The organism is Prevotella sp. E9-3, assembly GCF_022024015.1.
Classification (GTDB): domain Bacteria; phylum Bacteroidota; class Bacteroidia; order Bacteroidales; family Bacteroidaceae; genus Prevotella.
In genome coordinates this window covers 2,990,865-3,004,669 of the sequence record NZ_CP091786.1, presented here as the reverse complement: position 1 = coordinate 3,004,669, position 13,805 = coordinate 2,990,865, and the positions used below count along the sequence as shown (strand labels likewise).

The following is a 13,805-nucleotide window of genomic DNA, read 5'->3' as shown; positions in this document are numbered from 1 at the left end:
TGCAACAAGTATCGTTGAAACATCGTAAACGGTGTCGGATTAATCTTGTTCTTTGAGCGCAGAGTGACGATATGATTTTTGAGGAAATATAACAAGCGTTTGCTTTGTTCGGATAGCTTTACGAATCTACCACTTTCAAAAAGAAACCAATCCGAAAGAATAAGTTGCAAGCGCTCATGCGTTAAGCATGGGCGTGACTTATCTGGATTGGTGGGCTTGTGGTAGAGCCTGTGAAGCTTGGATGAGAAAACCGTTCATGCTTTCTTTTGTGCTCTATTCAAAGCCCACTTCTCCGAAGATAAGCAATACGCAAAAATGCATAGCGTATGGCTAATAAAAACCTAAATGCTGCCAAAACAGCAAAGAAAGATGAATTCTATACGCAGTTGACAGACATTGAGCGAGAGTTGCAACACTATTGGCAACACTTCCGCGACAAGGTGGTACTGTGCAACTGCGATGATCCTTATGAGAGTAACTTCTTTAAGTATTTTGCTTTACGATTCAATCAGTTGGGCTTGAAGAAGTTGATTTGTACATGTTATAATGGTTCACCTGTTCAAGGTAATGAGCTAATGATAGACTTTGGAGATTTCTCCAACGAGCCAAAGAAAATTGCTTACAAAGTTGAGATTACAGAGGTGAAAGACCTTAACGGCGATGGTGCGGTGGACTTATCAGATGTTCAATACCTGTTGAAGAACGACAAGAATGTATGCTCTGTATTAGCGAACGGTGATTTCAGAGACTCAGAGTGCATCGAACTGTTGAAACAAGCAGATATTGTTGTGACCAATCCGCCTTTTTCACTGTTCCGTGAATATATAGGACAGTTGATGAAATATGAGAAGAAATTTCTAATAGTCGGTCATCAGAATGCAATTACATATCGAGAAGTATTTCCGCTATTACAATCTAATGAAGTTTGGTTAGGGTATGGTTTCAAAGGAGCTGCAGCACATTTTTACTCGCCATATGACGACATTGCTACTGCTGGTGACCATAGAGATAATATGATACGAGTTTCTGGAGTTAATTGGTTTACTAATCTAGAAATTCCCAAGAGGAACGAAGAGATAGATTTGGTTTGTAAATACTCTCCCGAAGAATATCCTAAATATGACAATTATAATGCTATTAATGTAGGTAGAACTCAAGATATTCCTTGTGATTATGATGGAATAATGGGCGTTCCAATTACTTTTCTTGATAAATATAACCCCAACCAGTTTGAGATAATATGGCAAGCTAGTGGTAATACAAGAGCTTCTGCTCCTAGCTCAGTGCTTAAAGAAGTTGGCTATAAAATTCATCCAGAAGATCGAGGCGGTTGCGGAGTCATTAAAGGCAAACGCCAATATAGTAGAGTGTTAATCCGTAACAAACATCCTAGAAAGCTATGAATAACGACAAGATGACTATTAAACCGATTACGGTAACTGTTGGCGAAATAACTAAAGGCTATGTTAACAACGATGAACAAGGTGTTCGCGGTTATAATGGACTGCTAGATATCCGTCCTCCTTATCAGCGTGAGTTTATCTATAATGAAAAGGAACAGCAGGCCGTAATACATACCGTATTACAAGGTTATCCACTAAATGTGATGTACTGGGTGAAACGTAGTGAGGATGCTGAATGTCCATATGAAGTAATGGATGGTCAGCAGCGCACCCTCTCGCTATGTGAATATGTTGAAGGAAAATTCTCGTACGATTTCAAGAACTTTTTCAATCAGCCTGTAGATATTCAGAAACGAATTCTTGATTATCCGTTGACAATTTACGTGTGTGAAGGAGAAGCATCTGAGAAATTGGAATGGTTTAAAACCATTAATATAGCAGGTAAACCGCTGAATGACCAAGAAATAAACAATGCAATTTATGCAGGTCCTTTTGTAAGTGATGCAAAGCGCCACTTCTCAAAAACCAATAGTGGAGCGGCCCGTTTAGGGAAAGACCTCGTTAACGGGACTCCTATTCGTCAGGATTTCTTGAAAGTAGCTTTGGAATGGATTGCTGACCATGAAACCAGAAATGGTCACCGTCAAACTGTTGTAGGCTATATGGCTAGTCATCAGCACGATCCTAATGCAAATAATTTGTGGACTTATTTTCAGAATGTATTAAACTGGGCTACCACGAATTTCGATTTGAAGAAATTTAAGAAAATAATGAAAGGGTTGGATTGGGCTTGGCTATATGATAAATATGGTTCTGAAACCTTGGATACTGCAGCATTGGGGAAAAAGATTTCTGAACTTCTGCGTGATAGTGAAATTCAACGTCAATCAGGAATTATACCTTATGTACTGACTGGTGACGAACGTTATCTCGATTTGCGAGCATTCCCTGAAGATATAAAACTAGCTGTATGGGAACAGCAGGGACATAAATGTGCAGCCTGTGGCAGAGAGTTTGATTATGAATTTATGGAGGGTGACCACATTACGCCGTGGCGAGAGAAAGGACGGACAGTTATTGAAAACTGCCAGATGTTGTGCAGAGAGTGTAATAGAAGAAAAGGAGCTAAATAAAGGCTCACTTGCAAAACCCTGTAATGATTGACTAAAATCAGGTAAACCTGATTGCGTTGCTAATAATTTTCCCAGTTTTTTCCTAATTAGTTTCTCTTAAATATGGATGCCGACCACGTGACGGCATGGAGCAACAACGGACCGACAACGATAGAAAACTGCCAGATGCTGTGCAAAACGCATAACCGGGCGAAAGGAAATAGATAATAATATACTTATTCAATTTTTTTATTATGAGAAAAATAGCAAAACAATTTGTAATAGCCTCCGCAATTTCGGTATTAATGCCTTCTTGTGCTTCAATAGTGGCTGGCGGTAGTCCTAGAGTAACAATAGACGGAGACACAAGAGAACCTGTAACTATTATTACTGAGATGCAGACTTATCCAAACGTAACGCTTCCATATACCGTGCAAGTTAATCGCCATCACATCGATGGACAACGTATTCAGGTACAATCTGAGAAGACTGCTTATAGAGATGTCGTACTTGAGAAGAAAGTGAATGCTTGGACTTTCGGTAATATTCTTATTGGTGGACTTCTTGGTTGGTCTATAGACCTGATCACTAATTGTGTAGCCAAACCTTCAAAGCCTAATTATTATATCGAGAAAAGGGGCGAGTAAATATAATGTCGTCCAATCGATAGCTAAAGAAAGCGATGCAGAACTGGTGGACAGTTCTGCATCGCTTGTTTATAGCATTATTTTACGCTTCATAATGATGATATTTACACCTTTTTGAGATTTCTCTCCTGCTATAGTTTACACCTTTTTGAGATTTTTGGTGGTGCAAATATACACCTTTTTGAGATTTTTTACAAGGATTTCGTTGAAAAACTATATAAATAATGGTTCTTCTTGGTCGTTTTTTTGAAAAATAAATTATATTTCAAACTGCCAAACTTTCTATGGCCTTTCTCTATTCGTAGAAATATGATATGCTACTTGCTGTCAAAATAATAGAGGTAAATTCTTTGCGTTTTCGAAGAAAAAACGTACTTTTGTAGCCATGTTTATTGACAAATAGCGACTAAACAAATAAATATAAACGATATTATGGCAACACCAGTTGAATTTAAGTATGCCCCAATGTTTCAGTTGGGTGAAGACAAAACAGAGTATAGACTGCTGACGAAAGAGGGCGTTACTACTGCCGAGTTTGAAGGCAAGGAGATAGTAAAAGTGTCGAAAGAGGCTCTCACACTGCTGGCTCAACAGGCTTTCCACGATGTGGAATTTATGCTGCGCCGTGAGCACAACCTGCAGGTGGCCGCTATTCTGAGCGACCCCGAAGCTTCGGAGAATGATAAGTATGTGGCACTGCAGTTCCTGCGCAATGCCGATGTGGCTGCAAAGGGCATCCTGCCTTTCTGTCAGGACACGGGTACGGCTATTATCCATGGCGAGAAGGGCCAGCAGGTGTGGACAGGTTTTGAGGATGAAGAGGCACTGAGCCGTGGCGTTTACAATACCTTCACACAGGACAATCTGCGCTATTCTCAGAATGCACCGCTGAATATGTATGACGAGGTGAACACTCGTTGTAACCTTCCTGCACAAATAGATATCGAGGCTACCGAGGGCGCTGAATATCGCTTTGTGATGGTGGCAAAGGGTGGTGGCTCGGCCAATAAGACCTATTTCTACCCCATGACAAAGGCTACTATCCAGAACGAGGGCACACTGCTGCCTTTCCTCGTGGAGAAGATGAAGAGTCTGGGTACAGCCGCTTGTCCTCCTTATCACATCGCTTTTGTGATTGGCGGTACTTCGGCTGAGAAGAACCTGCTCACCGTGAAACTGGCTTCTATCAAATACTATGACTCTCTGCCCACTACTGGCGATGAGACTGGTCGTGCCTTCCGTGACGTTGAGTTGGAGAAGAAACTGCTGGAAGAGGCCCACAAGATTGGTTTGGGCGCTCAGTTCGGCGGTAAGGCCCTGGCTCATGATATCCGTGTGGTTCGTCTGCCCCGTCATGGCGCCAGCTGTCCTATCGGTATGGGTGTCAGCTGTTCGGCCGACCGTAACATCAAGGCTAAGATCAACCGTGATGGTATTTGGCTGGAGAAGATGGACTCAAATCCCTGTGAACTGATTCCTGCAGAATATGCTAAACCCGGTGAGGGCGCAAAGGGTATTGAGATTGACCTGAACGAGGGTATCGACGCTGTGCGCAAGGAACTGTCGAAATATCCAGTTTCTACCCGTGTGAACTTGAAGGGTACCATCATCGTGGCTCGCGATATTGCCCACGCCAAACTGAAGGCTCGTCTGGATGCCGGTGAGGGCATGCCTGAATACTTCAAGAAGTATCCTGTGCTCTATGCCGGTCCTGCCAAGACTCCCGAAGGTTATCCTTGCGGTTCGATGGGCCCCACCACGGCCAACCGTATGGACCCCTATGTGGATGAGTTCCAGGATAACGGCGCTTCGCTGGTGATGATAGCCAAGGGCAACCGCAGCGATGTGGTGACAGAGGCTTGTAAGAAACATGGCGGTTTCTATTTGGGCACCATCGGTGGCGTGGCTGCCGTACTGTCGCAGTCGAGCATTAAGAGTATTGAATGTGTAGAGTATCCAGAGTTGGGTATGGAAGCTATTTGGAAAATTGATGTGGAGGATTTCCCCGCATTTATTCTTGTCGATGATAAGGGTAATGACTTCTTCAAGCAACTTAAACCCTGGACACCATGCGGAAAATAAATGGGCTTCTGCTCACTTCCCTGATCCTGTTTTCTTCTTTAGCAGTTTCTGCTCAGGAGTTTGAAATTCGCCGTGGCGGCTGTATGCCCAATGTTGAGGGTGACGCTGCCACAGCGACTCACCGTTCGGCAAAGCGACACCTGACACCCTATAAGGATTGGGATGCCAATCGCACGTATAGGCAGTTGGTGCTGCTGATGTCGTATGCCAAAGATGATGTGGATTTCACAAGCAATGATCCGAAGGCCGTGTATAACCGGATTTTCAACGAGCATGGCTATACCGAGAACGGACGAAAAGGTTACGGATGCGTGGCCGACTATTTCCGTGATCAGTCGAACGGACTGTTCAATCTGCAGTTTGACATCTATGGTCCTTATAAGGTGGACTACAAAGCACAGCCCTACGAGAATCCGGATTCCAAAAGCAAGAATCACCAGAAGGATGCTATCGCTGCTGTCATAAAGATGTTCTTGACTGAGAATTCTGGATTGGATCTCTCGCCGTATGACTGGGATGAAGACGGAAATATCAACCAAGTAGTTATTGTCAGCGCCGGATTCTCAGGCAATATTAATTCACCAGTAGCTTATGGTTATCTGTGGCCAAACACTGGCTCTATTTCGCCTATCTCGGCCCAAGATAACTATAAAATATCAAACTATACATCCAGTGCTGAACTGTGGCCTAACAATCGCCTGATGGGAATCGGTACCATTTGTCACGAGTTCTCGCATAGTCTGGGCTTGCCAGACATCTATCCGGTGCCCAGTTGGACTTATTCGGCTGTTGATGAGTGGGACTTGATGGATGGTGGCAACTATACCAACTATGGATGGTGCCCGCCCAACTACTCGCCATTGGAGAAAATGCTGTTGGGATGGCTCGATCCTGTGGAACTGAAAGAGCCCAGCAGCATAACTGGACTAAAAACTGTTGATGACGGAGGCGAGGTGTATCAGGTTAAACATACCGATAGCGAATACCTCCTGTTGGAAAACCGCCAGTGGAAGGGATGGGATTTGGGCAATCCTGGAAAAGGACTTGTGGTGTACCATGTGAACTATATTCCTGCGAGGTGGTCCAACAATACGGTGAACGGTACGACAGGCGTCTTTAACTATTCGATAGTTCCTGCAGACAATCGTGATTATGCAGCATGGGATAAGTTGGTAAGTGAGAAGATTTGTCCAAGGTATCAGAATGGTTCGTGGATGAACAAAAGTTATCTGAGCGGTTCGGCTTTCCCCTATGCCACTGACTCTACCGCAACCGTTGATGCCTTTACAGACACCACTGTTCCTGCAGCAGTAATGATAAACAAGAATGGCCAGGGCAGTAAGCTGCTGTCGAAGCCGATTACCAATATCCGTATGTCGGAGGACGGGCTCATATCGTTCGACTTTATGGGCGGTTCAACACCCACAGAGGTTATCGTTGATATGTCGGTCGATACGCCACCCAATGCATACTTCGACCTCAACGGGCGTCAGGTATCGTCAGTCACTCGCCAAGGTTTGTATCTGATAAGAAAACCTAATGGAACAATAAAGAAATTTTTCAAATAAACAACTATAATCACCAAAACAAACACTTTTATTATGAGACTTATTATTGAACCTAATTATGATTTGATGTCACAGTGGGCAGCAAATTATGTAGTAGAACGTATCAACGCTGCTAAACCAACCAAGGAAAAACCATTCGTGTTGGGACTTCCCACAGGCTCGTCGCCCATCGGAATGTATCGCGGCCTGGTAAAGGCTTATCAGGAGGGACGTGTATCGTTCCAGAACGTGCTTACCTTTAATATGGACGAGTATGTAGGACTGCCCGAGGATCATCCTGAAAGCTACCATTCATTCATGTTCACCAACCTGTTCAATCACATTGACTGTCCGAAAGAGAATATCCATATTCTGAATGGTAATGCTCCCGACCTTGCTGCCGAGTGTGCACACTATGAGCAGATGATTGAGGAAGCTGGTGGCATCGACCTGTTCCTTGGAGGTATCGGCCCCGACGGACATATCGCTTTCAACGAGCCTGGATCAAGTCTGAACAGCCGTACTCGTCAGAAAACACTGACTACCGATACTATTATTGCCAATAGCCGCTTCTTTGAGAACGATATCAATAAGGTGCCCAAGACGGCTCTTACCGTTGGCGTAGGCACTGTGATGGCTGCCAAGGAAGTGATGATCCTGGTGAATGGTCACGCTAAGTGTCGTGCTCTCCAGGCTGCTGTAGAAGGAAGCGTGAACCACATGTGGACTATCTCGGCCCTTCAGCTGCACCAGCATGGTATTATCGTTGCCGACGATGCTGCCTGTGAGGAACTGAAGGTAGGCACATATCGCTACTTCAAGGATATCGAGCGCAACAACCTTCTGTAAGTTTCTAAACTCCTAAATACCCCAACTCCTAAACTCCTAAAATAACATGTCCTATTCACCCTATTTCGAGCCAGAACTCGAAACCATGTCGAGAGACCAGTTGGAAGCGCTCCAGTTGGAACGACTACAGAAAACAGTACGCCACTGCATGAACTCTGAGTTCTATCGCGAGCGGTTCAAGGAATTGGGTATCACACCCGATGATATCCGTACGCTCGATGATGTAAAGAAACTGCCCTTTACCACAAAGGATGACTTGCGCGAGCATTATCCCTTCGGACTGGCATCAGTGCCTTTGAAGGAATGTGTGCGATTGCATTCGTCTAGCGGTACAACAGGCAATCCGACAGTGGTGCTGCACACGCAGAAAGATCTTGACGAATGGGCGAAGGCCGTGGCTCGCTGTCTGTGGATGGTGGGCTCGCGCCCTGAGGATGTGTTTCAGAATTCTGCCGGCTATGGTATGTTCACAGCCGGACTGGGATTTCAGTATGGAGCTGAGAAGGTAGGAATGCTTACTGTTCCTGCTGCTGCAGGTAATACCAAGCGACAGATTAAGTTCATTCGTGACTTTGGTACGACGGTGCTGCATGCTATCCCTTCCTACGCATCACGCGTATATGAAGTGATGCGTGAAGAGGGGGTTGACCCGCGTCGCGACACCAAACTGCGCGTACTCTGTATCGGGGCTGAACCGCACAGTGAGGAACAGCGCCAGCGCATCGAGGAACAGTTGGGAGTGAAAGCTTACAACTCTTATGGCATTTCAGAGATGATGGGACCTGGTGTGGCTTTCGAATGTCCTGAGCAGAACGGTCTGCATATCTGGGAGGATTATTTCATTGTTGAGATTATCGACCCTGTGACGCTCGAACCTGTACCCGACGGACAGTTGGGCGAACTGGTGCTCACTACCATCAATCGTGAGGGAATGCCTCTGCTGCGCTATCGGACACGCGACCTGACCCGTATTCTTCCTGGTGAATGTGCCTGTGGCCGTCATCATCGTCGTCTTGCTCGTTTGCAGGGACGAAGCGATGATATGATTATCCTGAAAGGTGTCAATATCTTCCCCATTCAGATTGAGAAGATCCTGTTGGGCTTCCCTGAACTGGGAACAGACTATCTGATTACGCTTGAGACTGTTGAGTCGGGCGATATCATGACCGTTGATGTAGAGTTGGCCCGATTGGATACCGACGACTATACTCAGCTTCAGGCTTTGGCCAAGGAGATAACCCGACAACTGAAGGACGAAATCCTGATTACTCCCAAGGTGCGCCTGGTGAAAAAAGGCTCACTTGGTGCCAGTGACGAGAAAAAGGCTGTGCGCGTGAAAGACCTGCGCAAGCTGTTTTAGAGTACTGTGAGCTGTTTTTCAGAAACAGCTTTACTCGAAGTCAGAAGAAACAAGAACTCCCCCCTGCCAACAACTATTGACAGGGGGGAGTTTCTGTTTGTTCAATTAATACACCACAGGGGGAGGTTCTACTTGAAAATCTTGAATTCGTAGCCTTGCTCCTTGAGCCATTGAATACTCTGAGGAAGAGCGGTGCGAAGTTTTTCGATAGACTTCAGAGAGTCGTGGAAGGTGATGATGGAACCATTGCGGGCATAGCGCTTCACATTGTTCACTACATCTTCAGCGGTCATCCACTTAGAATAGTCACGGGTCACAAGATCCCACATCACCATCTTATATTTCTTTTGAGTAAGCAACGCATACTGTACAGGACGAATCCATCCGTGAGGCGGGCGGAACAGGTGGCTGTGGATATAGGCATTTGCCTTCTCAACATTGTAGCTGTACTCATGAAGAGAGTGACTGAATCCACTGATATGATTGTGGGTGTGGTTGCCTACCTGATGACCTTCGCTAACTATCTGTTCGTAAAGTTCAGGATACTTTCTCACATTGTCGCCAACCATGAAAAAGGTGGCCTTGATGCCAAACTCTCGTAATACTTGAAGAATGAATGGAGTAGACTCTGGGATAGGGCCGTCATCGAACGTCAGATAGACTGAGTGTTCGTGACGGTCCATTCTCCAATACGCTTTCGGATAAATCCAGCGTAAGTATATGGCAGGCTGCTCTATAATCATTCTCCGCTTCCTTAGTATCTGCCACCGCGTGCTGTGTAGGCACGGGCAATCTCGTTGAGCTGGGCGTTATATTCATTGCCCAGTTTCTCATCGATGATAGATGCAAAATCTGTTAGGTGGTTCATAATGTACATGTGGAATACACAGTCGTTCTGAGCCGCTGTGAAGCGAGCTGGCGACAAAGAGCAGTAGTATTTCAGGTACTGTGTTGACTTTTTCCACAACTGTTCTATCAGATCCTTGGCCTTAGCATCCTGTTCGATAGCGAGGTAGGCACGAATCATATCAAATGAACCACTGGTGTAGTCGTGAGGAACATTCTCTTTGGGGAACGCTTCCTCTGTACGAGCCAGCACTTCAGCTGCTTTTTCGTTCTCACCATCTTCAGCAAGGTGGAGAGCTAACTGGGCCATCAGACGACGGTGGGTATAGCACATACGCATCACGGTTTCATCAAGATAGATGCCTGGCGCGTCAACACCGCCGAACTTATAGCGGTGCATCACGTTGTCGTACGTCTTCTCGGTGTCGAAATTGGTCATGCCAGGTACCACACGCCCACCAACATTGGTGGTGAACGGAGTGATGCGGTTGGCCAATCCTTCCTGTACGAAGTTTTCACCCAGGTTCATGTAGTTTTCTTGTCCAACAGTAGTGGCTACATAGATGGGGCGCTCCCAATTGGCATTGGCTATCATCTCGAGCATCATCAGATCACCCTTGTACAGCGCTCCTTTGCCTTTCAACGAGATAACCATCCGGTCGGGAATAGAGTCTCCCTGCATCAGCATACCGCTACGGCGTACGGCCTCTTTGTCGATGGTCACATAGACGGTGTCGGTAGGAATAACATGGAAGTCACTTACCGTAGAGCGTACCCAGTACTTCAGGATGTTCTTCAGTTCGAAAGGCTCATCGCCAAACTGCAGGCGTGCCTGCATGGGATTCTCACGATAGAAAGCCAGCACCTCGTTCTTCAGGCGTGGGTCTATCTGTACATACTCGTTGGTGCCGGCACAATACTCCAGACGCTTCCATGTGATAGGAAGTGAGGGCGAATCGTAGGCAGGACGTACCATCTGGTCAATATACCAGTCGGTTTGCAGATAGCTAAGGTTGCACACACGAGCGTCTGTGCGAACACCTTCAGTATCTTGGTTGTACCACAAGGGGAAGGTATCGTTATCACCATTGGTGAAGATGATAGGATAGCTCTTCTGCTTCTGACCGTTTGGCAGGGTTACTTCCTCCTGAAGTGAATTCAGGTAGTTCTGTCCGAAGTCGCGACAGGTGTAACGGCCTGAGCGGTCGTGGTCGTCCCAGGTCTGTGAAGCCATCTGAACAGGAATAAGTACGGTGACAACGGATGCCAGAGTGGCAATGACAAGTGACTCTTTCTTCAACAGCTTGTTGATCATGCTGATGATGGCTGCTACGCCCATACCGCACCAAATAGCGAAAGCATAGAACGAACCGGCATAAGCATAGTCGCGTTCACGTGGTTGAACAGGAGTCTGGTTCAGGTAAACAACAATGGCCAGACCTGTCATAAAGAACAGGAAGAACACTACCCAGAACTGCTTGACACCTTTCTGGCCGCAACGGGTAGATTGCCATAACAATCCCAGCAGACCCAGTAGCAAGGGTAAACAGTAGAACACATTATGTCCTTTGTTCTCTTTTAAGTCATCGGGCAGTAAGTCCTGATTGCCCAGGCGGGCATTGTCGATGAATGAGATACCTGTGATCCAGTTGCCGTGCTCAGGCTCTCCATGACCTTGGATGTCGTTCTGACGACCAGCAAAGTTCCAAAGGAAATAGCGCCAGTACATCCAGTTGCACTGATAACTGATAAAGAAGCTCAGGTTGTCTATCTGTGAAGGAACTTTCACCATGATGTTTTCACCACATCGGTCGTAGGGCACTTGAGTACCACTGATTTCACCACCCATCCAACTTTCGTAGTACTGAGCGTGGTTACTGCTCCAGATGCGGGGGAATATCATGTTCTGAGCATAGATGTACTCATCCTTGGTACGCACTACAAAGTAGGAGTCTTTCTCATCTTCAGAAGCTTTCTCCTTGCGTTGCCATACAGGTTTTCCTGAGGTCATACGGGGCTTACAGTAACCGCCTTCTTTGTCAAGGGCTACCTGTGAAGTATAAGCCTGACCATATAGCAACGGACGCTGACCGTACTGGTCGCGGCCCAGATAGTCGCCAAGGGTGAAAATATCCTCTGGAGAGTTCTGATCCATAGGTGGATTGGCTGAGGAACGAATCACAATAACGGCGTAAGTTGAATAGCCAATCATCAGCATGAGCATGCACAGAAGGGCTGTATTCTTGAAACGTGAAGTGACAAGGGCCACCTTCTTCTTCGTTTCGCCATTACCCTTCGTCTGGTAGTTGAGTACAAACCACAGCACAGTCAGTGTTATAACACCAATGAAGAAAGCTGACCATCCGTAACCATAGAAGGGAATGCCCAACATGCCTACAGCCAAAAGGAATGCAATGTTCTGACGCTTCCAGTTTGCATCAGTGGCATTCTGAGTTTCATAAACAGCCCACAATACGGTGGCTACAAGCAATAGGATGTACACATATTCGCCAGTATTGAAAGGCATGCCAAGTGTGTTGACAAAGAACAACTCGAACCATCCGCCCACAGTAATAATACCAGGTACTACACCATAGAGTACCAGGGCTACCAAGGCAAACGAGATGAGTAGGGCTATGCAAGAACCTTTCAGATTGGCATCGGGGAATTTCTTGTAATAGTAAACCAATACGATGGCGGGCAGACACAACAGGTTCAGCAGGTGTACACCTATGGAAAGACCGGTCATGTACATAATCAATACCAGCCAACGGTCGCTGTGTGGCTCGTCTGCATGATCTTCCCATTTCAGAATAAGCCAGAACACCACGGCGGTAAAAGCTGAAGAATAGGCATACACCTCACCTTCGACGGCCGAGAACCAGAAAGTGTCGCTGAAAGTGTAAATAAGTGCTCCCACCAAGCCCGAAGCTTCAATGGTAACAAGCTTTGCAGGGGTTAGTTCATCCCACTTGTCTATAAGCAAACGGCGTGTCAAATGGGTGATACTCCAAAAGAGGAACAGAATACAGGTGGCTGAGAGTAGCGCACTCATCATATTCACCCAATAAGCCACTTGGGTAGCATCGCTTGCAAACTGTGAGAAAAGGTTGGCCGTCAGCATAAAGAACGGTGCGCCAGGTGGATGGCCAACTTCAAGACGATAACCGGTTGTAATAAACTCAGGGCAGTCCCAGAATGAGGCTGTCGGTTCGATAGTAGAGCAGTAAACGAAGGCCGCAATAAAGAAAGTCAGCCATCCGACTACGTTATCTACGAGACGGTACTGTTTCATTAAGATTGGATCTTTTAACGTTAAAAACGTTGCAAAGATAGTCCTTTTAATTGAAAATGGAGAATTGGGAATTGAGAATCTGCCACTACTCTACATTAATTAACAGAAAATTCCCCTTTCGTGCTGATATTATTCTGACTTTTAGGCATTTTACTGCTTACATAAACAGTCCTGCCCCGTAATCAGATAAAAACAAATTCAGCAGATCCTACATAAACAGTCCTGCTCCGTAAATGAGTATTAGGTAGCGAAACAGTTTACCGAGCGAGATGCTGACCAATGAAATGACCATGTTGGCACGCATCAGCCCCAACAGAATCGTGATGGCCGAACCCAAGACGGGAAGGAAAGCAAAAAATCCCATCCATGCACCACGGCCAGCCATGAACCGTTCGGCCTTGTCCATATCCTTTTTCTTGACATGAAGATATTTCTCTATCCACTCCAATTTTCCCATTCGCCCTATGCCATAATTCACACAACTACCCAGAATGTTGCCGATGGTGCCGTATATCATAAGTTGCCAGGCATCAAGACCTGTAGCCATGAGTCCCACCATTACAGCCTCACTGCTGAAAGGAAAGAAACTGCCTGCCAGAAAAGCTGCCAGTAGCATGCCGATATAGCCGTAGCTTGTGAGAAGGTCTATTATCCATTCCATAGG

Annotated in this window: 11 protein-coding genes; 8 read left to right on the top strand and 3 right to left on the bottom strand. The window is 46.0% G+C overall.

Translation table 11 applies throughout. The features are described 5' to 3' along the window. Nucleotides 1-326 precede the first annotated feature (326 nt). The 8 genes from L6475_RS11770 to L6475_RS11735 all read left to right on the top strand — a co-directional run bounded on the left by L6475_RS11770 (nt 327) and on the right by L6475_RS11735 (nt 9,000). The gene (locus L6475_RS11770) at nt 327-1,403 is read left to right on the top strand and encodes an adenine-specific methyltransferase EcoRI family protein (protein WP_237820275.1); all 1,077 of its coding nucleotides are present in this window, start codon (nt 327-329) and stop codon (nt 1,401-1,403) included. Next, nucleotides 1,400-2,536, top strand: a complete 1,137-nt coding sequence (locus tag L6475_RS11765; protein WP_237820273.1) for a DUF262 domain-containing protein — start codon at nt 1,400-1,402, stop codon at nt 2,534-2,536. The genes L6475_RS11770 and L6475_RS11765 overlap by 4 nt, the downstream gene beginning before the upstream one ends. 102 nt (nt 2,537-2,638) lie before the next feature. Continuing rightward, on the top strand, nt 2,639-2,743 hold the full coding sequence (locus L6475_RS11760; RefSeq protein WP_237820271.1) for an HNH endonuclease: 105 nt from the start codon (nt 2,639-2,641) through the stop codon (nt 2,741-2,743). Nucleotides 2,744-2,769: 26 nt separating this feature from the next. Further along, complete coding sequence (locus L6475_RS11755) at nt 2,770-3,162, top strand: hypothetical protein (protein WP_237820269.1); 393 nt, start codon at nt 2,770-2,772, stop codon at nt 3,160-3,162. A 432-nt stretch (nt 3,163-3,594) separates the two neighbouring features. Then, entirely contained in the window at nt 3,595-5,244 is a 1,650-nt protein-coding gene (locus L6475_RS11750) for a fumarate hydratase (RefSeq protein WP_237820266.1), read from the top strand. Then, nucleotides 5,232-6,812 carry a M6 family metalloprotease domain-containing protein gene (locus tag L6475_RS11745; RefSeq protein WP_237820264.1) on the top strand — a complete coding sequence of 527 codons (1,581 nt, stop codon included), beginning with the start codon at nt 5,232-5,234 and terminating at the stop codon, nt 6,810-6,812. Before L6475_RS11750 ends, L6475_RS11745 begins: the two co-directional genes overlap by 13 nt. A gap of 33 nt (nt 6,813-6,845) precedes the next feature. Beyond that, on the top strand, nt 6,846-7,640 hold the full coding sequence (gene nagB, locus L6475_RS11740; RefSeq protein WP_237820262.1) for a glucosamine-6-phosphate deaminase: 795 nt from the start codon (nt 6,846-6,848) through the stop codon (nt 7,638-7,640). 46 nt (nt 7,641-7,686) lie between these two features. Continuing rightward, nucleotides 7,687-9,000 carry a phenylacetate--CoA ligase family protein gene (locus L6475_RS11735; RefSeq protein ID WP_237820260.1) on the top strand — a complete coding sequence of 438 codons (1,314 nt, stop codon included), beginning with the start codon at nt 7,687-7,689 and terminating at the stop codon, nt 8,998-9,000. Nucleotides 9,001-9,128: 128 nt separating this feature from the next. On the opposite strand, the gene L6475_RS11730 is transcribed toward L6475_RS11735, so the two are convergent. The 3 genes from L6475_RS11730 to L6475_RS11720 all read right to left on the bottom strand — a co-directional run bounded on the left by L6475_RS11730 (nt 9,129) and on the right by L6475_RS11720 (nt 13,802). Further along, entirely contained in the window at nt 9,129-9,743 is a 615-nt protein-coding gene (locus L6475_RS11730) for a polysaccharide deacetylase family protein (RefSeq protein WP_237820258.1), read from the bottom strand. Between the two features lie 11 nt (nt 9,744-9,754). Then, nucleotides 9,755-13,141, bottom strand: coding sequence for a DUF2723 domain-containing protein (locus L6475_RS11725; RefSeq protein ID WP_237820255.1), 3,387 nt, complete (start codon nt 13,139-13,141; stop codon nt 9,755-9,757). 208 nt (nt 13,142-13,349) lie between these two features. Beyond that, nucleotides 13,350-13,802, bottom strand: coding sequence for a YqaA family protein (locus L6475_RS11720; RefSeq protein WP_237820253.1), 453 nt, complete (start codon nt 13,800-13,802; stop codon nt 13,350-13,352). Nucleotides 13,803-13,805: the final 3 nt, after the last annotated feature.